The following is a 20,414-nucleotide window of genomic DNA, read 5'->3' on the forward strand; positions in this document are numbered from 1 at the left end:
ATCGTTGTTTAACAGCGAGTGATTGTCTCGAAAAGATAAAAAATGTTCAAATTACATTTTTTTACTTGATAAAATTAATGAAATCATCGATCACGATGTAAAGTTTAGGGGAAGTAATTGAAAAAATTTAATCCAAATAAAAAAATTATTATTGCCATTATTATTATTATTATTACCGTCGCTATCGTTGGTTTTACTGCAGGAAAATTAAAAAATCAGGGTAAAGTGAATCAAGCAACCTCTGTCACCAATGATTCAATTGCGATTGTTGATAAATTATTAGCTGCACCTGCCAATTTTATTGGTAATCAGGTAGAGGCCTTTGAAAATTTGTTAGAGACTTATCAAGAGAATCAAGCCTTGAAAAAAAAGCTAAAAACATATAATGAAGCGGTTATCAAAAGTGATAATTTAGAAAAAGAATTAGAGGCTTTAAAAAAAGAAATCGATTTAAATAGTACTTTAAATAGCTATGATAAAGTATCAGCTAATGTGATTACTCGCTCAACTAATACTTGGCAAGATACTTTAGTTATTGATCGTGGTGAAGCTGATGGTTTAGAAGTAAACATGGCAGTAATGAGCGATGAAGGCTTAATTGGTCGCATTATCCAAGTGAATCATTCGAGCGCCAAAGTTGAATTGTTGACTTCGACTAATCAATCGGTCAATCATTTTCCAATTAAGATTTCAACAGATACGACTACTTTATATGGTCTATTGCAAAGCTATGATGAGGATAAGCAGGCCTTTGTTGTTTCTCAAGTGACAGGAGACGGAACACTTAAAGAAGGTCAAGTCGTTCAAACCTCCGGCTTGGGTGGAAATTCGCCTGCAGATTTATTAGTAGGCACTGTCGTTTCAGAAAAAGAAAATAATCAGGATAGCGGTCGCCAAATCTATGTGAAGCCAGCCACTCAGATGTATGATATTAAATTTGTGACGGTTATTAAGCGATTAGCAGGGGCGGGTGAGTAGATGAAGAAAAATCAGCTACTCATTTTCACACCACTTATTTTTTTCCTGCTATTCTTAATTGATGGTCAGCTTTCTGCATTATTAAAGGTGTGGTCAAATGGCAATGCTTTGACTACAAGTCATTTACTAATTATTGCTATTATTTTTTCAACTAAGCGATTATCCATGCGTTATCTCGTGATTACTACTTTTATTATTGGTATTTTAATGGATTCTTATTTTATTGGTGTTCTTGGTATTAATGCGGTAGCTCTACCATTAATTGCTTACTTTGCGACATCAATTAGTGACGCGATTCATGAAAATCCAGTCACAGAATTTTTTTCGCTGATTATTTTTATTACAGGCTATGAAATTGCAATATTAATCATTCAACTGATATTCAATCTTGCTAATTTTGAATTTGTTAGCTTTATCGGGAAGCTTTTAGCGCCGACATTACTATTTAATGGTTTGATTTTCCTGCTGATATATAGACCGTTTCGTTTTATTTTCTGGGGAAAATCAATAAAAAAGAAGCTTGAATTGTAATATATTTCAGAAAAAGTAATTTTTGAAACATAATTGTAATAAGTATGGACATAAAATGAGATATTTTTGTGGTAATATTGCTATGTCATCAAAAAAGAGATGAGATAATTTGAAGCTTGAAGAGATAAATTGTGGAGGGCGTTATAATTCATATGAAGAAGAAAATTTTATCAATCGTATTATTAAGTTCAGTTGTTTTAGGTGTAGCTGTAACACCAATCACGGCAAGTGCCGATGATACAGACTCAAAGATTGCAGCACAAGATAGTAAGATTAATGCGTTAACAGCTCAGCAAGCGACAGCTCAAGCTGATGTAGATAGCTTACAAGGTCAAATTACTGATTTGCAAGCTCAAAAAGCAGCATTAGAAGCTGAAAGTGAAAAATTAGCAGCTGAAACTGCTAAGTTAAATAAAGAAATTGCAGCTTTGTCAGCGCAAATCGTTGAACGCTCAAAAGCATTGGAAGAACAAGCACGTTCTGTTCAAACAAACAGCTCTTCAACTAATTATGTTGATGTTTTAATGTCATCAGATTCTATTTCAGATGCAATTACTCGTGTGCAAGCAGTTAATAAAATTGTAAGTGCTAATAAAGAAATGGTAGAGCAACAAAAGCAAGATAAAGAAGATATTGAAGCCAAGGCTAAGGTGGCTCAGGAAAATGATGCGAAGAATTTTGCGAATCAACAAAAAATCGCTGATCAAGCTTCATCTCTCAAAACCAAACAAGCTGACTTACAGGTTGCACAATTAAATTTAGCTGCTGAAAAAGCAACTGCTGAAGGTGACAAGCAATCATTATTAGATCAAAAGGCAGCAGCTGAGGCAGCAGCAGCGCAAGCGGCTCAAGAGGAAGCTAATAAACAAGCGGCAGCTCAAGCGGCGGCAGCAACAAATGCGCAAGTAGTTGCAACAACAGCAAGTAGTACAACGACTTCCAGTACTACAAACACAACGAACACAGATAATACACCAGTAACGCCCGTAACACCAGTAACGCCCGTAACACCAGTTACCCCTACGGATAGTAGCAATACTTATCCTGTAGGACAATGTACATGGGGCGCTAAAGCATTAGCACCTTGGGCAGGTAACTACTGGGGCAATGGTGGACAGTGGGCATCAAGTGCGGCAGCAGCCGGTTTCCGTACTGGTAGTCAGCCACAGGTAGGTGCGATTGCTTCTTGGAATGATGGCGGCTATGGTCACGTTGCAGTCGTTACTGGCGTTCAAAGTGCGACAAGTATTCAAGTTAGTGAAGCAAACTATGCTGGTAATCAAAGTATTGGTAACTATCGTGGCTGGTTTAATCCAACTAATTGTCAAGGTACTGTTACTTACATTTATCCAAACTAAGTAAATTAATTTTTAAATTTGGGGAACTCATTTGAGTTCCTTTTTTTGTATCAAGAATTTTGTTATGATAGTAGCAGTAGATTGACGGAGGATGTTATGGAATTTATAGAAGTATCGGAACAGGCATTTGCTGAATTTACCGCTAAGCAAACTCAGGTCCATTTCCAGCAAACAGTTGAAATGGGTAAGCTGCAGCAGGCCCTTGGACATCAAATTGGCTATTACGGTGTGCTTGCTAACGGGGAGTTACAAACCGCCTTATTAGTTATATTGAGTAAAATAAAATTTGGTTACTTGGCAGAGGCACATGGGAATCCTTATTTTTCTGAGGATTTAAAGGTTAATCAGTTTTTAATTGAGCAATTAAAAAATAAGCTAAAAGGATTGGGTATCATCAAGCTTGTTATTCATTCTAATCAGATGATAGCTGAATACAATGATAAATGGGAAGAAGTTGCGACCTTTCAGCCAAAATTGAATGATTTTTATCAGTCGCTTGGCTTAAAAGTGGCTGTATTAAATGATTTTGAGCTAGGCTTTCAATATAATTATGAAAAAAATCTTAGCAATTTTTCGGATTATGCTTCGGCTGTTAAATCATTTAAAAAACAAGCGAGGCAATCAATTAATCGTGCTAAGGGATTTGGCATTAAAATCGTTGAGCTACCTTATGAACGGTTAGCTGATTTTAAGGCAGTGGTTGATGAAGCGGGTGATCGACGTCATTTTTCAACACGCTCTCTTCGTTATTACCAGTCTGCTTTTCAGGCTTATGGTGAGAGAACGAAGTTTTTAGCGGCGGAAATTAATTTTCAATCGTATTTAAGCCAGACGGAAGCAGATTTAAAAAGTATTCAGTCTGAAATTAATAAGTTAGCGGCGGAAATTCAAAAGCAACCAACAGAAAAGAAGCAGAACAAATTAAATGATATCAAGACCTTTCAGCTAAAAAGTGCCGAAAAGCGTCAAGCAGAGGCTAAGGCGCTAGTCAAGCAATATGGCTGTGAAGACGTCGTTTTAGCAGTTGCTCAATTTTACATTATGCCTAATGAAATTATATATATGTTTAGTGGTATGTACGATCACTTTAGAGAATTTTCAGCTCCCTTTTTAATTCAGGATTATATGTTAAATTATGCTGTTAATCATCAAATTGAGCGTTATAATTTTATGGGTGTAAACAGTCCAAAAGATGAGGACCAAGGTGTTCTACGCTTTAAGCAGAATTTTAAAGGCTTTATTTGGCGTTCATCTGGTAATTTTGAAATGATTGTCAGGCCAAATGTATATCGCTTAACTCAGTTATTAAAAAAAATAATTGGACACTAGCCTGCTGAGCCACTTTATTAAAAGCTTAGTATTCAGATAGTCGTTATTGTTAAAAATGAAATTAAATTTGGAAATTTTCTTGATTTAATAAATAAGTAATTGTTTCTTATGTTTTTTTGTTATTAATTTGTTTATCGGAGGCAAAAATTGAAATTTGTAGAAAATATTAGTCCGCAGGCTCATGATGAGTTTGTTAAGAAGAGTCCATTGAACCATCTCCTGCAGTCAAGTACTTGGGCCAAGGTTAAGGATAATTGGGGATCAGCCATTGTTGGTGTCAAGAATGAGCATGACGAATTAGTCGCCTCTGCATTGGTTCTAATCAAGCACCTGCCACTCGGTTTAACGATGATTTATACACCGAAGGGTCCGATTTTGGATTATACTAATCAAGAGCTTGTTAATTTCTTTTTTGTGTCCTTTAAAAAGTGGGCCAAAAAGCAAAATGCTTTATTTATTAAATTTGATCCAGCAGTTATCTATCGTTCTGGTAAAGTTGGTGGTGAGTCAGTAGCTAATCCAGCGGCAAGTGAAATTATCGAAAATATTAAATCAGTTGGGGCGGAACATTTAGGCTTTAATCTTAAAATGAGTGAAACAATCCAGCCTCGCTTTCAAGCCAATGAACCACTTTCTGCTTTGGTAAATCAAATTTATCCAAAGCATACTAATCGAATTATGAAGGATGCAAAAAAACGCGGTGTGACTGGGCGCAGAGCGACCATTGATGCTTTGAAAGCCTTTAGTGCAGTTGTTAATAAGACAGAAACTCGAAAAGGCGTTTCACTTCGCAATTTTGATTATTTTCAGCAATTAATGACGCTTTATGGCGAAGATGCTTATTTACATATTGCTGAAATTAATTTATTTGAAAAATATCATGAGTTAAAAAATCAGCTGGAAACCATTGAAACAGATATCGCCAATACGCCAGAAAATCAAAAGAAGCGTTTTAATCGTTTAAATGATCAAAAGCGTTCAGTTGAAAAATATTTGGCAGAATTAAGTCAGCATGATTGCAGTCAAAATGTGCCGACCGTAATTGCTGGGATTCTATCAATTAAATTTGGCGGTACCTTAGAGATGCTCTATGCTGGTATGGACGATGATTTTAAAAAGTTCTATCCACAATACCTATTATATCCAATTGCTTTTAATGAAGGCTTTGAGGATGGTTGCCTTTGGGGAAATATGGGTGGTGTTGAAGGAACGCTTGATGATGGCTTATCGAAATTCAAAAGTAATTTCAACCCAGATATTCAAGAGCTAATTGGTGAGTTTAATTTACCAGTCAATCGCCTATTGTATAAACTAAGTAATTTTGCTTATAAGCTTAGAAAGCGTCGTAATGCGCATGATTAAAAGCAAAATTAAGAATTATAAAGTGGAGCTGGGACAAAAGACGTTTAATGATGTAGAAAATGGTGCTAATTGCCTCACCAAAAAATCGTAGAGCAAGGGCTTTCTCTCTCTGATTAAAACTATGAAAAATAGGTACGTCATTTGTTTAGATAGTCAAATCTTTTCTGTCTGACCGGATGACGTATCTATTTGAATCTTTTTAAGGGAAAAAACCTATCAAAAAAAGCTATTTCACGTTTATTTACTCGGGCGTGCTTTGTCCGAGCGGGCAATCTGGCTTCAACGGCTTGAAAGTATCGGCATAAGCAGCGTATGAAGCCCGTAAATTACGAACATTATGAAAGGGGTTAGGACTTTTGTCACAGCCCCTTTTTTAATTTATAATTATTTTGGAAATAATATCGGCATTAAATGCAAAAAGGAGATCAGTATTAATGGCTAATATGAATGAATTAAAGCAGATTAGACAAAATTTTTCAGAAAATCGTCGTTTTTTAGGAGATGGTTATTATCGTTTAGTAGTAGGTGAAGCAAACGAGTATGAATTAGAAATTGCAACTGCTGGTTTTTGTGGGGATTTTTCATATCATCCAAAGATTAAATTTAGAATTGTTGATGACAGCATAAAGCCTTATTTTCTAATAGACCAAAATACTAATCCGATGATAATATTGGATGCAAGCACACCCGAAAGTTTAAAGCGGCTGGAGCAAGAACTTGACCAATTATTCGATAAATTTATTGCAAAAATTGAGAATTAATTAAGAAAAATTGTTTAAAATATGCTTTGACCTTATGCGGTTTTTGCGTTACAATTCATATCTGTGAATCATAAGAAAATTAATCTTAGGAGAATAGAATGAATTATGTTAAAAAGTTATTGATTGGTAAGCCATTGAAACAATCAATCAGTGACGATCATAAGATTACAAAGTTTCAAGCGCTCGCAATGCTGTCTTCTGATGCGCTTTCTTCAATTGCATATGGGACTGAACAGATTATTTTGGTTTTAGTGACTCTGTCAGCAGCAGCAATTTGGTATTCTTTGCCGATTGCTTTCCTTGTCTTAGTCTTATTAATTAGCTTGACACTATCATATCGTCAGGTAATTCATGCTTATCCACAGGGCGGTGGCGCTTATTTGGTATCCACTGAAAATCTAGGGGACAAATGGGGGCTGATATCAGGTGGTAGCTTATTAATTGATTATATGCTAACGGTTGCAGTATCTGTTTCTGCGGGCGCAGAAGCAATTACTTCTGCGATTCCAGCATTATTTCATCATCAGGTTGCTATTGCAGTTGTTCTTGTTTTAGTTTTAATGCTGATTAATTTAAGAGGTCTACGAGAATCTGCTGGTATGCTTATGGTTCCAGTTTACCTTTTTGTGATAAGTGTCATTGCGCTGATTGTGATTGGTGTGTTTAAGATAATGACTGGACAATTATTATATAACGCAACCAGTCATGTTGGTTCGGTTGTACCAGGAATTTCGATTGCGCTATTATTACGGGCTTTTTCAAGTGGCTCAGCATCTTTGACGGGCGTGGAGGCTATTAGTAATGCTGTGCCCTTCTTCAAAAAGCCACGCGCTAAGAATGCTGCGATGACCTTAACGATTATGTCAATTATTCTAGGCTGCTTCTTTACAGGAATTACTTTTTTGAACTATTGGTTGGGTATTGTTCCAAGAACTGAAGTAACCGTTCTATCACAAATTGCAAAATTGGTATTTAATAACCAAGTTTTATTTTATATTTTCCAAATTGCAACTGCTGGTATTCTAGCAGTTGCAGCAAATACAGGCTTTTCAGCATTCCCGATGCTATCATATAATTTAGCGGCTAATAAGTATATGCCGCATATGTACCTGGCTAAGGGAGATCGTCTAGGTTATTCAAATGGCATGATTACACTTGCTGTTGGTGCGATTGCCTTATTATTTATTTTTCAGGGCTCAACTGAGCGCTTAATCCCACTTTATTCGATTGGTGTTTTCATTCCATTTGCCCTTGCTCAGACAGGGATGATTGTTAAATGGTATCGAGAAAAGAAATTATCCAAATCAATTGCGAATATTATTGGTGCTTTTATATCCTATGCAATTACTATTATTTTATTTGTCTTTAGATTACACGATATCTGGCCATTTTTTGTAATCATGCCGGTTTTACTCTTTGTTTTTTATAGTATTAGACGGCATTATAAGAATGTTGCGGATCAATTAAAAATAAAAGAAGAAGTAAAGGTGCATGAATTTAATGGTAATACTGTTTTGGTTTTGGTTGGTAATGTGACCCAAGTAGATATTGGCGCCATCAACTACGCACGATCAATTGGCGATGAAGTTATTGCGATGCATGTTTCGACAGAGGATACTAAGGCCAAGGATTTGGAAGTTGAGGAGAACTTTAAAATATTATTTCCAGATGTTCGTTTTTCGGTTGTACATTCTAGCTTCACTGATATTGTCAAGCCGGTTGTTCGTTATGTTGATTTGGTTAGTAAAGCGGCCGGAAAGAAAAATAATACGGTGACTGTTTTGGTACCACAATTTATTCCAAACCATCGTTGGCAGCAAATTTTACATAATCAAACAAGCTTAAAAATTCGTCTTTATTTAAATTGGCGAGAAAATATTATTATTTCTACTTATTCTTATCATCTAAAGCGATGATCAAGAATTAGAGTTATTTTTATTGAAAACAGTATTTTCTATGCTAAAATTAACTGATAATATATTTTTTTAAGGGGATAAAAAGGGGAGAAAATGAAAAAATATTTGACAGTTCTTATGGTAGGCTTAATTGTTGCGATGTTTGCTTCAATTTTTACTGCTGTGATTTATTACACTGGTGATAAGGTGGAGCAGCTAGGTACCACGCAACAGGAAACCGGTCAGACTGATGCGAGTAAAACTCAAAATGAATCTAGTGCCAAAGAAGCTTCAGCTAATAAAGAAGAAACGGTTACTTGGACAAAGTCTGATACGGTAATTGAATTTCCCATTTTAATGTATCATCATATTGCAGACGTAGTTGATGGAAATACTCTTTATGTTCCTAAGGCTGAATTTCAAATGGAGATGGCTGCCTTGAAAGAGGCGGGCTATTATACGCTAAGTCCCGAAGAGGCATACCGTGTACTAACTCAAAACGAAAAGCCTGCAGAGAAAATTGTTTGGGTAACATTAGATGATGGCTATGTGGATAACTATAATTCTGCAGTACCAGTACTGACTGAGCTTGGAATGAAAGCGACAATTAATGTTATTACTGGCATACAGGATGGTGTAGAATGGCTGGCTAATCCTCAGCTTTTAGAATTAAAAAAGAATGCTTTGATTAGTATAGAAAGTCATACCGTGGATCACGTTGATTTATCTCAGCAGACTTATGATGGTCAATTGGCACAATTAACAGATTCTCGTCAAACAATCAATCAGCTTTTAAATCAAGATACATCGGTTATTTGTTATCCTTCGGGTAGATATAATGATGAAACAGCGAGTGTAGCTGCTCAAGCAGGGTACAAGCTTGGTTTGACGACTGATCCAGGACTTGCTAGTAGCGAAAATGGACTTTTTGCACTTAATCGAGTACGAATTGCCTATGGACATTCCAAGGAAAGTTTTTTAAACCAAATTGGTAATTATTAATAATATATAAATAAGAAAATAGATAGTTTAAAGCGATTTTGTTTTTAAATTATCTATTTTTTGTATATACCAATTTAGGATATTATTTTTATTGAATTGTAGTTTATGTTACGATAGAAATGTTTATGAAAAAAATATAGTAATATTTGGGAGGATTTATTATGACAACTGATCAAGAAAAAACGAGTGAATTATTTATTCGCAAAGCAAAAACTTGGAATATTGTAACTTTGGTAATAGCTAGTATTGGTTTAGTCGCTAACCTATTCAGCATTTCTTCAGTACTTAATCCGGATATTGAAACTTTCAGAAAAATAGGTGCTTCGACTGAGTATCTTAATTATTTACAAAGCACCTCGCTTAAGGCTTTTTCAATAGTGGGTATTATTATTTCAATTGTTTTAGTTGTGCTTTATGTAATGAATCAAATGAAGCTATCTAAAAATCAATTGGCACCAAAATTTCCATATTATATATATATTGGCTGGTCTGTCTTAAGCTATATTATTGGCTTATTGGCACCCAAAATGCAAATTGAGGGTATGGATTTTGGTATGATTACAACGTTATTGGGCATTGCTTTTAGAGCAATCTTATTTATTCCAGCCATTTTAGTAATTTATTATTTATTTAAAGCAGAGCCAGAGGATGCCGATGAAAAAAATTAAAATGAATAAAAAACAGCGTATCCGTTTTAGTTTAATCGCGGCTGCTTTAGTGCTAGTGATTTTAGCAATTGCTATTTTTCTTTCAACTAGAAAAAAGGATGAGCAGGTAGATACGTATCACGTAATGGAAATTAAGTTAGCTGACCCTTTGATTTTTAAAGGTATTACACAGGCTGAAAAAACGCAGAACTATTATTTAGACTCGAGTTTAGGTCGTGTTTCTTCGATTTCCGTGACCGATGGTCAGGCTGTTCAAGCCAATACGGTGCTTTATAGCTATGAAAATGATACGGTACAAGATCAGGCTGATGAACAATCGCAATCATTAAGCAAATTAGGGTTGGCAGTTCAAAACGCTCAGGCAACTTTGAATGCAGCGGTAGCTAGACAGGCAGAAATAACCAATCAGGTTAATCAGGCAAAAGCTGATTATAATGCTTCTTCTGATGAGGCAGAGCGTGAAAGCTTGAATGCAAAAATCGATTCTTTAAATGCTAGTTTGGATTCTCAGAAGGATGCAGTATTACAAGCTCGTCAGGCATTGGATGGTGCGAATATTGATTTAGCTTCTACAAATGAAAGTATCGAACGAATCAAGGAAAAAATAACGACAACAGTGACTAGTGGTATTGACGGCATTGCCTATGTTAATGAAAAAGGGAAAACAGACGCAACTAGTCCAATTGTCACAGTAGTCAGTCCTTCTACGGTAGTTGAGGGGACAGTTTCGGAGTTTGATTATGAACGTGTCAAACAGGATCAAAAGGTTACCCTTAAGCCAACGAATGGTGATCAAGAAGTGACAGGTACAATTACGCAGGTTAATCAATTACCAGCTCAGGCAGCTGCCACTGATCAGGCAAGCTCGACTGCTTCTAGCACCTCAAACTATCAATTTTCAGTTAAACCGGATAGTAATATTCAATATGGTTATACTGTTCAGATTAATTTACCATCAAATGAGATTCAGCTTGGCAAGGATAACATCATTAAAGAAAAGGAGCAATATTATGTTTATCTTTATCAATCTGGTAAAGCAAAAAAACAGGCAGTTAAGCTTCAAGAAAAAAATGGTGTTTACACAGTGTTAGAAGGTTTGAAGGTTAAGGATAAAATAATCGAAAAACCAGACGATACATTAAAGGATGGTCAAGAAGTGGCGGTGAGCTAATGATTGATTTGGTTGAAGTTAATAAGTATTATCAATCGGATGAAGAAGAGCTTCACGTGCTAAAGGATATTAATTTAAAAGTAGCAGCAGGTGAAATGGTTGCGATAATGGGACCTTCAGGCTCTGGTAAATCAACATTAATCAATGTGCTTGGATTTATTGATACTAAATTTGACGGTAGCTATCTTTTTGAAAATGAAAACTTAATTACCTCGGCTGATGACCGATTGTCCAAAGTACGCAACCAGGTAGTTGGCTTTGTCTTTCAGAATTTTAGCCTGATTGAAAATAATACTGTATATGAAAATGTCGAATTACCATTATTATATCGTGGTTTAAAATTTAGCCAAACCAAAGAGCAGGTCATGGCTGCGTTGGAGAGAGTTGGTCTGGCTGATAAGGCAGAAAAGTATCCTAAACAGCTATCCGGTGGTCAGCAGCAACGTGTTGCAATTGCAAGAGCTTTAATCAATAAGCCTAAGTTTATTATCGCTGATGAGCCGACAGGTGCCCTTGATACCCATACCTCAGAGGATATTATGAAGCTCTTTCATGACTTAAACCGACAGGATGGGGCAACGATCTTGCTTGTAACTCATGATCCTGAGGTAGTCCCTTATTGTACACGTTTAATTAGTATTCGTGATGGTGCAATTATTGAAGATAAGGAGCTGAAAGAATGAAAGTATATGTCAACTGGCATTCATCCTTAAAATCAATTAAAAAAAATAAAAAAAGAAGTCTTTTAACGATGTTTGGCATTGTCATTGGGATTGCTGCAGTCATTGCCATTCTCTCGATTGGTCGGGGCTTTGAAAAAAAGACGATAAAGAGCTTGACTAACGAAGACTCGGGTGAAGTAAAGGTAACCCTTTATTTTACACCAGATGATCAAACTCTCTATAATGCGAACGTCAATTTCTTTTCTGATAGAGATTTACAGCAGCTTTCTGGCATTTCGGGTGTTAAATCTGCAGATTTTCCAAAAAATGATTCAGGCACAGTTTACGGTGATATCTTAGTTAAGGATAAGAAAAAAAATAAGCAGTTTGATTTAGTGTCAAGCACTGATCAAACGGTACTATATGGTAGAAATTTAACGGCAGCCGATGATGAAACCAAAAGTAAGGTTGTCATGATTGATTCGACAACAGCCAAGGAGCTATATGGCTCGGCGGAGAATGCTTTAAATCGAGGACTTGAATATAATAGCCAATTCTTTTTAATTGTTGGAATTTATAAGGGTACCGAACAAATTAGTATGTTTTCAATGCCAGAAAGTAATATCCAGATACCAAAGGCAACCTATCAGCTATATTTTCCAGATCAAAAGGATCATTCTTCTGTAGAGCTAATTATGGAGAAAAATGCGACTGCCAGTAAGGTGACCACAGCAGCAATTGATGAAATGAAGGCTAGTGGCTCTGTTAAGGATTTGGGTAGCTACGAGGTCTATGATACAGCAGCGCTTACCGATGGTGTTGGACAGGTTTTAAGCACGATTACCTATTTTATTTCGGCAGTTGCTGGTATCTCCTTGTTTATTGCAGGTGTGGGCGTAATGAATATGATGTATATCTCGGTTTCTGAGCGTACCAAGGAAATCGGAATCCGTCGTGCTTTAGGCGCAACACGTAATGCAATCCGTCTACAATTTTTATTGGAGGGTATTACTTTAACATTAATTGGTGGTATCATCGGTTATATTGTAGGTATGATTTTGGCTTATGTGATTGGTAATGCTGTTTCAATCCCTGTTTCAATTGATTTATTTACCGTTTTGCTAGCAGTAGGTGTTTCAAGTGGAATTGGCTTAATTTTTTCAGTAATGCCCGCCTCAGAGGCTGCAAAAAAGGATTTAATTGATATTTTAAGATAACAAATTAAACAATATAATTATTTTTTAGAATTTAAATATGGCTTGAAAGGCTAGGGCAGTTGCTCTAGCTTTTTTTTATTGACAAATATTTGAAAAGTGGTTAGAATATAGTTTATGTAAATCGTAATTATTACAATTTACATAAATATTTTTTTACGTTGGGAGAGAAAATGGCAAAAAAATCAAAAATTGCAAAGGCAAAACACCAAAAAGAATTAATTGAACGCTATGCGTCGATTAGATATGAATTAAAACAAAAAAAAGATTATGAAGGCTTGGCGAAGCTGCCAAGAGATTCTAATCCCAATCGCTTAAAAAATCGCGATTTAATTGATGGGCGACCACGGGCTTACATGAGAAAATTTGGTATGTCGCGGATTAAATTTAGAGAGCTGGCACACAAGGGACAAATTCCTGGAGTAAAGAAGGCCAGCTGGTAGTCAATGATAAAGTTAGGGGGCCGATAATGAAAATTTACTATCCACCGTTAGTAGAGCAGGCTAATGAATTGATTGACAAATATAAGCATCCACGAGCTCAAGCTGCTACGAAAGCGGATATCTATCGTTTATTGGTTAGTAAACAGCTTTTAGCAGAGAATGGCGCACCAACAGCTGCAGCAGTTGCAAAAGGCTACGTTAAGGATTATTACGAGGCGGCAGACTTAAACTTTAATGCCTTTTTGGAGCTTTATCCGGTTTTTACTCAATTTGATTCAGCATTATTTCGGAAAATTGGTGGTTTTTGGGAAATCCCAATTGATTTTAAGGATTATCTTTTAGCAGAAATCAGTCAAGATACATTTGATTATGATGAACAAATTGCGCTAGAGTCTTATTTTTCAGAACGAAATATTAAATTAAAATAATTAGTATAGATAGCTGAGGTTTTTATGGGAATTCCAATTGTATTAGTGACAGGTTTTCTTGGTTCTGGCAAAACGAGCTTAATTAATCGAGTCATCGAGGAAACGACAATTCCGAAAGCGGAAATTATTATTATTGTTAATGAGCTTGGGGAGGTTGGAGTTGATCATCATCTGATGATTCATTCTAAAGAGCAGGTTTTTCAATTGAACAATGGTTGTATGTGCTGCAATTTGCGTGGTGATCTACTAGATACATTGCAATCGATTCAAAAGGTCTTCAGTCGTGAGCAGCGCCCTTTAAGTCAAGTGGTTATTGAAACAACTGGCATTGCAGATCCGAGATCGATCATTCAGACCTTAGAGGGTACAGCGTTATCACACTATTATTATCTAGATAGTATTTTGACGGTCGTTGATTGTCAAAATATAGATTATACGTTAGCTAATTTTCCTGAAGCATACCATCAAATATTAGTAGCTGATCGTTTTTTACTTTCTAAAATTGATTGGCAGGACTATGAACAAATTGCCGCGGTGAGCTATAAACTAGCAGAAATCAATCCTCTTGCTGACTCGGTTGTTATTTCTAATAAGCCTACCTTACCATGCCCAGCATTTTTTAATCAAAGCTTATTTAATCATGCACCAGAATATGTTGAGGAATTGCCTCATCACCATCATCACCAGTTTCAATCAATTGTCTTAACATATGATTTACCTATAAGCGAGTCTTTGATTGTTCCTTGGTTTGATTGGCTACTCTATTCCTTCAAGGAAAATATTTACCGTTTTAAGGGCTTCTTACAAGTACAAAATAAGGATCTAATGGTAACGGTGCATGGTGTGCATACGCATTATCATTTTGAAATGTCTAATCGGTTAGCAGATGAAGCGGTCACCCAAATAGTGTTGATTGGTAGAGATTTGGATAGTGAAGCGATATCTCAATCGTTTATGCAATTAATTCATTCATCAAAGGCTGCCTATGATGAAAGTAATTTATAAGTTTATTAAAGCGAATACTAAAATTGGTGATTATCTTATTTTAATGTGTTTATTATTAGCTTCATTTATACCCATTATAATCTTTCAATTAAATCAAAACTCAGAAAAAAACAATAATGATCTGTATGCAATTGTGAGTATTGATGGCAAAGAGGTGGATCGCTTTAATTTAGCTGAAATTGATGATTATGAAAAAACTTATTATCCAGCAAGTAATCAGTATAATATCGTACAAATAAATCATGGTCGAATTAGGGTTAAGGCGGATAATAGTCCAGACCAAATTGCGGTTAAAACAGGATGGATTAGCAAGAGTGGTCAAACTAGTATTTGCTTACCTCACCGTTTAGTAATTGAAGTCAGTCGAGCAAATGAGGCTGATGAAGCAGGCTCATTAATTTATTAATTAATAAGGAGAATAATAATGGAGAAAACAGATTTTTCTAGCGCTTTAAGACGTTTAAAAAGTCCAAATATTAAAACTAGAAAACGCGCTTTGAAAATTATTAAAGAAATTAAGAGAAATAAAAAGAAAGCGAGCTAAAATGGTTTATCAGTAGTGAACACTTATTGTAAGTGTATACTACTGTTTTTTTTTTTTTTTTTGTGTGTGTGCATTACTTTGATATATTAATTAGCAATTAACATATCAGTCTTTACTAATACGTTAAAAACTGTTAACATATCAATATAAATTAATATGAAAGAGGCTAAAATTATGAATCAAATACAAAAACGAATGAAGCTAATTCATGGACTTTCAAATGAAATACGATTGGAAGTACTTGAACTTTTAAAATCAGGTGAACAAACAGTTAGCGAGATACTTGATAAAGTAGACTGTACGCAATCCAATCTTTCGCAGCACTTAGCTTGCTTGAAGGAGTGTGGTTTTATTATTGGACGCCAATCAGGAAAATACGTTTATTATACGTTAGCAAATCAGAAATTATTATTATTACTTGACTTAATTGATAAAACGATTCCGGAGATGCACTGGGAAATAAAGGAAGAATTAGAATGTCAAAAACATATTAACTAGTTGGAGGCAAAAATGCTTAAATATTTTAATAAGCAAAAAAATGTTTGTGATGATGATTGTTGTCAATCTAAGGTAGAGGAAAGTTGTTCTTGCTCAGAGTGTCAGTCATTGACTAGAGCCGAAAATAATAATGATAATCAGGCTAATTGCTGCGTTGAAGAGAACACTGAAAAGCCGAATACTAATGATGATTGCTGTGGGGATGATGGCGACGGTACTTCTTATCGATTAAAACAAGGAAAAAAGATAACCGAGCATACTGCTTATCATTATCAGATAGCAGGTATGGACTGTGGTGCATGTGCGATGACAATCCAAAAAGCTGTTTCGACAATTGTTGGCGTTAATCAGGCTACCGTGAATTTTTCAACAGGAAAAATGAGGGTTACAACAGATTCGAAGCATATTGCTAGAAATGAAGTATTAAAAAGGGTTAAACAGTTAGGTTATTCAGCTACTTTAGCTGATGAACTAAATCAACAGGATCCAGCTGACAACTATTTATCTCAAGATAAAATTGTAATTATTTCCACGATTATCTTTGTAGTTGCTCTTGTTTGTAAAATGTTACTCCAGCAAGCTATTCTTGCTAATTTTTTCTTTAGCATTACAATTATTTTTACGGGTTTTAAGACTTTTAGTAGTGCTTGGTATGCAATCAAAGCTAAGTCACTTGATATGAATGTATTAATGGCAAGTGCAGCAATTGGTGCTTTGCTAATTGGTGAATTTAGTGAAGGCGCTACAGTGCTTTATTTATTTACGATTGGCATTTATTTGCAGGTCAAGGCAGTCGACAGAACTCGTCAGAGTATAGCTGAAATGATGAGTCTTGCACCTGATCTTGCGTTAGTGATGAAAAATGGTCAATGGGTTGAGCAAGTAGTTGCAGAAATTAGTGTTGGATCGCGTATTTTAGTGCGTTCAGGCGATAAAATTGCATTAGATGGTGTTATTACGAAAGGTGCTACAGAAATTAATCAAGCTTCGATTACAGGGGAGTCAATTCCTATTTCAAAAACAGTCGGCGATAGTGTATATGCGGGTAGCTTAAATGAAACAGGTACTATTGAGATAGTTGTAAATAAGCCTGCTAGTGAGTCTACGATTGCACGAGTGATTTCAATGGTCGAAGCTGCTGAAGAACATCGTGCGCCAAGTGAAGCATTTATTGAAAAATTTGCTCGAATATATACGCCAATTGTTTTTTTATTGGCAATTGTGACAATGCTCGTATCACCATTAATAATGAATATTGAAATACATGAATCAATTTTTCGAGGGCTAGAGCTATTGATTGTTGCTTGTCCTTGTGCCTTAGTGATTGCCACGCCAGTATCCATTGTTTCGGCAATTGGTAATGCGGCAAAAAATGGTATTTTAATCAAAGGTGGTACTTTTATTGAGGTCGCTGCAAAAATTAGTATTATTGCCTTTGATAAAACAGGAACCATTACTAATGGAACGCCTGAAGTATTAGCAGTTAAGCCGTTAACTGGAAATCTGGAAACCATTCTATCAATTGCGAGTAGTTTAGAAAAAAACAGCAATCACCCGATAGCGAAAGCGATTGTTGCTTATGCTAAAGCTAATGATGTAACAGGATTTGAAGTAACAAATGAAAAAAATAGAATCGGTAAGGGTGTTGAGGGAATAATTCGTGGTGAACTTTTTACTGTTGGCTCAGCCAAGCTGTTTTCATTGACTAATGAACAGCTTTCATTAAAACAAAAGTACGAATCAGAGGGGAATACGGTTATTTTTATTGGTAAAAGCAATGAGGTGATGGGTTTCTTACTGGTCAGTGATACGATCCGTGAAGCGAGTGTCAAAGCGTTAGCTCGTTTAAAAGCTATCGGAATTAAGCACCTAGTAATGTTGACAGGTGATAATTATAATGTTGCAGAAAGTATTGCCTCTGATGCTGGCATAACTGATTTTTTCGCAGAAATGATGCCGGAGGATAAGGCAAAGCAGATCCAATTATTACGAAATGAAAATTTGGTTGCGATGATTGGTGATGGTATTAATGATGCCCCAGCATTAGCGATGAGTGATTTGGGAATTGCAATGGGAGGCATCGGGACGGACATGGCGATGGAAACGGCTGACATCATATTGATGGCTGATAATTTAAACAAGTTACCGTTTGTCTTTAAACTAAGTCGATCGACAGTACGAGTTATTAAACAAAATATAGTTGCTTCCCTTCTTATCAAGTTAATAGCATTAATAGCTATTTTTGCAGGTGTATTACCAATTTGGTTAGCGGTTTTAAGTGATACTGGAATGGCTGTAGCTGTTACATTGAATGCATTGCGATTATTAATGAAAAAAGATACAAATTAGTTATGAATAGGTAGTGGATGTTATTAAAAATTGAATATTATTATATTAATAAAAAATAAAATATAATAATATTCAAAAGTGTGAATTGTTATTATAGTAAGCCTCAATAATCATTAATATTTGAAGGATTAAATTAGCTTATAATGCTTTAGCCCTTCTAAAACGCCATCAGTAGTCTGAGCGGTATAGCTCGCAATTTGCTTTAATTCCTCTGAACCATGCTTCATTGAGATACTAAAATCAACTGCATTGAACATTGAAATATCATTATTTTGATCACCGAAAGCGTAAGTTTCAATGGTTGAAGCTTTCATTTTTTTGATAAATTGCTTGATACCAGCGCCTTTTGACACACCCTTTGGTAAAACATCAATAGCTAGTGGTGCAAATCTTTCTATTTCTGCTAAAGGTTCAATATATTTCTTAATTAATTGTTCACCATTTTCATCAATATATAAATTCATGAAATTGACTTGATTTGAATGATGAAAATTTGAATTGATAGGAATATTACTAATGCCCATATTGTGAATATGTTGCTTAACGACTCGCGTATTTTTATTAATTGCATAACCTTTTTGATTGAAAAAGCCTGTCGTGATATTCAAGTTATCAGCGATAGTAAGAATTTTTTCAACCTCTAAGGGTTTAAAGTAGTAATTTTTAATTATCTCATTTTCGAGTACAACATAACAGCCATTGGATAATATATAGCTATTAATTTTTAATTCGGTCAATAAATCTGTTATTTCATATAGGCTTCTGCCTGAAGATATGACCGGAGATATTTTATTTTCTTGTAGCTTGGAAATTGCATCTTTAACTTCTTTTTTTATTTTCAATGTACCGCCTACACAGAGGGTGCCATCAAGGTCCATAAATACTATTTTTTTCATATTAATATTTCTCCCAAATTGTTTAGCTTAATTATATATTAATTATTATTCAAAAAATATATTTAAGTTAGATTTAAGCTGTACAAGATAAGATGAACTCATCCCAAATAATTAATCTTTTTCATAAACTCCTTCCACTGTCAGAAATGGCAGTGGTTTTTTAATTAGAATTTGTTTAACTATAAATGGTATTATAACGAATATATCAGCAGTCAATTGCTAGATTAGCCTAAATTGTTAACTGACATATTAGTTAACAGTGTTTGAAATTTAAATATAATGTTTGCTTGTTCTTCACAAATGTGATTAAATGATAACAAAAACTATTTGTGAAATGAATCAAATAGTATTATTGTGAGGGGAATTGACTTGGAAGAAGATAAATTATTAGTTAGAATTGCAGAAATGTATTATCAAGAAGACAAAAATCAAAGTCAAATATCAAAGGAGCTCAATATTCATCGTACAACGATTAGCCGACTACTGAAACGCTCAAGAGAAGAAGGTGTTGTGCAAATTTTAATCAATTACGATATGGCTGGTACTTATAGTTTAGAAAAAAGATTAGAAGAAAGGTTTAATCTTAAAAAAGCGATTGTTATCCCAGCAGCACCAGATATGAAACGACAACAAAAAGATCAATTGCTAGCTCAAGGATTAGCGGATTTTCTACCAAAAATTTTAAAAAATAATATGAATATTGGATTTTCATGGGGGCAAACGATGGGGGCCGTCTCCAATGCCTTTCCAGAATTAAGTTTAAATAATATCACCTGTATTCCAATGATTGGTGGGCCTTCGGGGCGGCTGATTAGTGATTATCATGTTAATACAATTACTTATGAAGCGGCTAAAAAATTGCATGGGAAGGCGCTTTTAATTGACTCACCAGGAATTCCAGAAACAGAGGCATTGAAAAATGCGTTAATTAGGAATGAGTTCAATCAGGAGTTAATTCAACTTTGGCGGCGGCTGGATGTCGCAATCATGGGAGTCGGTAGTCCATTGTTAAAAGGCAATGATACATGGCGTCAGTTTTATGGTGAGGATGTTCTTAGAAGTTTAAGGGCTAAAGAGATTGTTGGCGATGTTGTGTCTCGGTTTTATGCAGAGGATGGTGTTCACGTTGAAAGTGAACTAGATAGACGAATCATTGGCATTGAGGTTGATGATTTGAAGAATACCGAATATCGAATTGGCGTAGCTGAATCCTTGGATAAAGTAACTGCATTAATCGGTGCATTAAAAGGTAAATACATTAATGTGCTTGTAACAACTGAGGAGACTGCAAATAGTATATTACGGTTTAAATATTGATAG

Annotated in this window: 21 protein-coding genes; 20 read left to right on the forward strand and 1 reads right to left on the reverse strand. The window is 35.2% G+C overall.

Annotation, left to right across the window (positions count from 1 at the left end):
* Positions 1-117: 117 nt before the first annotated feature.
* From mreC to HOY35_RS05820, 19 genes are all read left to right on the forward strand, one after another.
* On the forward strand, positions 118-978 hold the full coding sequence (gene mreC, locus HOY35_RS05730) for a rod shape-determining protein MreC (protein ID WP_172211205.1): 861 nt from the start codon (positions 118-120) through the stop codon (positions 976-978).
* On the forward strand, positions 979-1,509 hold the full coding sequence (mreD, locus tag HOY35_RS05735) for a rod shape-determining protein MreD (RefSeq protein ID WP_172211207.1): 531 nt from the start codon (positions 979-981) through the stop codon (positions 1,507-1,509). It abuts the gene before it with no gap.
* 152 nt (positions 1,510-1,661) lie between these two features.
* Positions 1,662-2,867, forward strand: coding sequence for a peptidoglycan hydrolase PcsB (gene pcsB, locus HOY35_RS05740; protein WP_172211216.1), 1,206 nt, complete (start codon positions 1,662-1,664; stop codon positions 2,865-2,867).
* A 96-nt stretch (positions 2,868-2,963) separates the two neighbouring features.
* Positions 2,964-4,196 (forward strand): peptidoglycan bridge formation glycyltransferase FemA/FemB family protein, encoded by a 1,233-nt coding sequence (locus HOY35_RS05745; protein WP_172211225.1) that lies wholly within the window; start codon positions 2,964-2,966, stop codon positions 4,194-4,196.
* A 147-nt stretch (positions 4,197-4,343) separates the two neighbouring features.
* Entirely contained in the window at positions 4,344-5,558 is a 1,215-nt protein-coding gene (locus HOY35_RS05750) for an aminoacyltransferase (protein ID WP_172211227.1), read from the forward strand.
* Between the two features lie 434 nt (positions 5,559-5,992).
* Complete coding sequence (locus tag HOY35_RS05755; RefSeq protein ID WP_172211229.1) at positions 5,993-6,319, forward strand: hypothetical protein; 327 nt, start codon at positions 5,993-5,995, stop codon at positions 6,317-6,319.
* Between the two features lie 98 nt (positions 6,320-6,417).
* Positions 6,418-8,235 carry an APC family permease gene (locus tag HOY35_RS05760; RefSeq protein WP_172211231.1) on the forward strand — a complete coding sequence of 606 codons (1,818 nt, stop codon included), beginning with the start codon at positions 6,418-6,420 and terminating at the stop codon, positions 8,233-8,235.
* Positions 8,236-8,328: 93 nt separating this feature from the next.
* A complete protein-coding gene (locus tag HOY35_RS05765; protein ID WP_172211233.1) occupies positions 8,329-9,216 on the forward strand; it encodes a polysaccharide deacetylase family protein in 888 nt (295 codons plus the stop codon).
* A 161-nt stretch (positions 9,217-9,377) separates the two neighbouring features.
* Complete coding sequence (locus tag HOY35_RS05770; protein WP_172211235.1) at positions 9,378-9,884, forward strand: hypothetical protein; 507 nt, start codon at positions 9,378-9,380, stop codon at positions 9,882-9,884.
* Positions 9,871-11,055, forward strand: coding sequence for an efflux RND transporter periplasmic adaptor subunit (locus tag HOY35_RS05775; protein WP_172211237.1), 1,185 nt, complete (start codon positions 9,871-9,873; stop codon positions 11,053-11,055). The genes HOY35_RS05770 and HOY35_RS05775 overlap by 14 nt, the downstream gene beginning before the upstream one ends.
* Positions 11,055-11,738, forward strand: coding sequence for an ABC transporter ATP-binding protein (locus tag HOY35_RS05780; RefSeq protein ID WP_172211239.1), 684 nt, complete (start codon positions 11,055-11,057; stop codon positions 11,736-11,738). The genes HOY35_RS05775 and HOY35_RS05780 overlap by 1 nt, the downstream gene beginning before the upstream one ends.
* Positions 11,735-12,934 carry an ABC transporter permease gene (locus HOY35_RS05785; RefSeq protein WP_172211241.1) on the forward strand — a complete coding sequence of 400 codons (1,200 nt, stop codon included), beginning with the start codon at positions 11,735-11,737 and terminating at the stop codon, positions 12,932-12,934. The genes HOY35_RS05780 and HOY35_RS05785 overlap by 4 nt, the downstream gene beginning before the upstream one ends.
* 170 nt (positions 12,935-13,104) lie before the next feature.
* A complete protein-coding gene (rpsN, locus tag HOY35_RS05790; protein ID WP_172211250.1) occupies positions 13,105-13,374 on the forward strand; it encodes a 30S ribosomal protein S14 in 270 nt (89 codons plus the stop codon).
* A gap of 26 nt (positions 13,375-13,400) precedes the next feature.
* Positions 13,401-13,802 (forward strand): hypothetical protein, encoded by a 402-nt coding sequence (locus HOY35_RS05795; protein ID WP_172211252.1) that lies wholly within the window; start codon positions 13,401-13,403, stop codon positions 13,800-13,802.
* Between the two features lie 24 nt (positions 13,803-13,826).
* The gene (locus HOY35_RS05800) at positions 13,827-14,807 is read left to right on the forward strand and encodes a GTP-binding protein (protein ID WP_172211254.1); all 981 of its coding nucleotides are present in this window, start codon (positions 13,827-13,829) and stop codon (positions 14,805-14,807) included.
* Positions 14,791-15,213, forward strand: coding sequence for a NusG domain II-containing protein (locus HOY35_RS05805; RefSeq protein WP_249641483.1), 423 nt, complete (start codon positions 14,791-14,793; stop codon positions 15,211-15,213). Before HOY35_RS05800 ends, HOY35_RS05805 begins: the two co-directional genes overlap by 17 nt.
* Positions 15,214-15,231: 18 nt before the next feature.
* Entirely contained in the window at positions 15,232-15,351 is a 120-nt protein-coding gene (locus HOY35_RS05810; RefSeq protein WP_172211258.1) for a putative metal homeostasis protein, read from the forward strand.
* 174 nt (positions 15,352-15,525) lie between these two features.
* Positions 15,526-15,849, forward strand: a complete 324-nt coding sequence (locus tag HOY35_RS05815; RefSeq protein ID WP_172211260.1) for a helix-turn-helix transcriptional regulator — start codon at positions 15,526-15,528, stop codon at positions 15,847-15,849.
* Between the two features lie 12 nt (positions 15,850-15,861).
* Positions 15,862-18,198, forward strand: coding sequence for a cation-translocating P-type ATPase (locus tag HOY35_RS05820; protein WP_172211262.1), 2,337 nt, complete (start codon positions 15,862-15,864; stop codon positions 18,196-18,198).
* 128 nt (positions 18,199-18,326) lie between these two features.
* On the opposite strand, the gene HOY35_RS05825 is transcribed toward HOY35_RS05820, so the two are convergent.
* Positions 18,327-19,094, reverse strand: coding sequence for a Cof-type HAD-IIB family hydrolase (locus HOY35_RS05825; protein ID WP_172211264.1), 768 nt, complete (start codon positions 19,092-19,094; stop codon positions 18,327-18,329).
* 369 nt (positions 19,095-19,463) lie between these two features.
* Here HOY35_RS05825 and HOY35_RS05830 point away from each other — a divergent pair, with 369 nt between their 5' ends.
* Complete coding sequence (locus HOY35_RS05830) at positions 19,464-20,411, forward strand: sugar-binding transcriptional regulator (RefSeq protein WP_249641484.1); 948 nt, start codon at positions 19,464-19,466, stop codon at positions 20,409-20,411.
* Positions 20,412-20,414 lie beyond the last annotated feature (3 nt).

It is taken from the genome of Enterococcus sp. MMGLQ5-1 (assembly GCF_013155265.1).
Lineage (GTDB): Bacteria > Bacillota > Bacilli > Lactobacillales > Streptococcaceae > MMGLQ5-1.

What these genes read in the sequence shown, in the direction of transcription:
- mreD (WP_172211207.1), top strand. Translation starts at nt 979, where the DNA reads ATGAAGAAAAATCAGCTACTCATTTTCACACCACTTATTTTTTTCCTG.
- pcsB (WP_172211216.1), top strand. Translation starts at nt 1,662, where the DNA reads ATGAAGAAGAAAATTTTATCAATCGTATTATTAAGTTCAGTTGTTTTA.
- HOY35_RS05745 (WP_172211225.1), top strand. Translation starts at nt 2,964, where the DNA reads ATGGAATTTATAGAAGTATCGGAACAGGCATTTGCTGAATTTACCGCT.
- HOY35_RS05755 (WP_172211229.1), top strand. Translation starts at nt 5,993, where the DNA reads ATGGCTAATATGAATGAATTAAAGCAGATTAGACAAAATTTTTCAGAA.
- HOY35_RS05760 (WP_172211231.1), top strand. Translation starts at nt 6,418, where the DNA reads ATGAATTATGTTAAAAAGTTATTGATTGGTAAGCCATTGAAACAATCA.
- HOY35_RS05765 (WP_172211233.1), top strand. Translation starts at nt 8,329, where the DNA reads ATGAAAAAATATTTGACAGTTCTTATGGTAGGCTTAATTGTTGCGATG.
- HOY35_RS05770 (WP_172211235.1), top strand. Translation starts at nt 9,378, where the DNA reads ATGACAACTGATCAAGAAAAAACGAGTGAATTATTTATTCGCAAAGCA.
- HOY35_RS05775 (WP_172211237.1), top strand. Translation starts at nt 9,871, where the DNA reads ATGAAAAAAATTAAAATGAATAAAAAACAGCGTATCCGTTTTAGTTTA.
- HOY35_RS05780 (WP_172211239.1), top strand. Translation starts at nt 11,055, where the DNA reads ATGATTGATTTGGTTGAAGTTAATAAGTATTATCAATCGGATGAAGAA.
- HOY35_RS05785 (WP_172211241.1), top strand. Translation starts at nt 11,735, where the DNA reads ATGAAAGTATATGTCAACTGGCATTCATCCTTAAAATCAATTAAAAAA.
- rpsN (WP_172211250.1), top strand. Translation starts at nt 13,105, where the DNA reads ATGGCAAAAAAATCAAAAATTGCAAAGGCAAAACACCAAAAAGAATTA.
- HOY35_RS05795 (WP_172211252.1), top strand. Translation starts at nt 13,401, where the DNA reads ATGAAAATTTACTATCCACCGTTAGTAGAGCAGGCTAATGAATTGATT.
- HOY35_RS05800 (WP_172211254.1), top strand. Translation starts at nt 13,827, where the DNA reads ATGGGAATTCCAATTGTATTAGTGACAGGTTTTCTTGGTTCTGGCAAA.
- HOY35_RS05805 (WP_249641483.1), top strand. Translation starts at nt 14,791, where the DNA reads ATGAAAGTAATTTATAAGTTTATTAAAGCGAATACTAAAATTGGTGAT.
- HOY35_RS05810 (WP_172211258.1), top strand. Translation starts at nt 15,232, where the DNA reads ATGGAGAAAACAGATTTTTCTAGCGCTTTAAGACGTTTAAAAAGTCCA.
- HOY35_RS05815 (WP_172211260.1), top strand. Translation starts at nt 15,526, where the DNA reads ATGAATCAAATACAAAAACGAATGAAGCTAATTCATGGACTTTCAAAT.
- HOY35_RS05820 (WP_172211262.1), top strand. Translation starts at nt 15,862, where the DNA reads ATGCTTAAATATTTTAATAAGCAAAAAAATGTTTGTGATGATGATTGT.
- HOY35_RS05825 (WP_172211264.1), bottom strand. Translation starts at nt 19,094, where the DNA reads ATGAAAAAAATAGTATTTATGGACCTTGATGGCACCCTCTGTGTAGGC.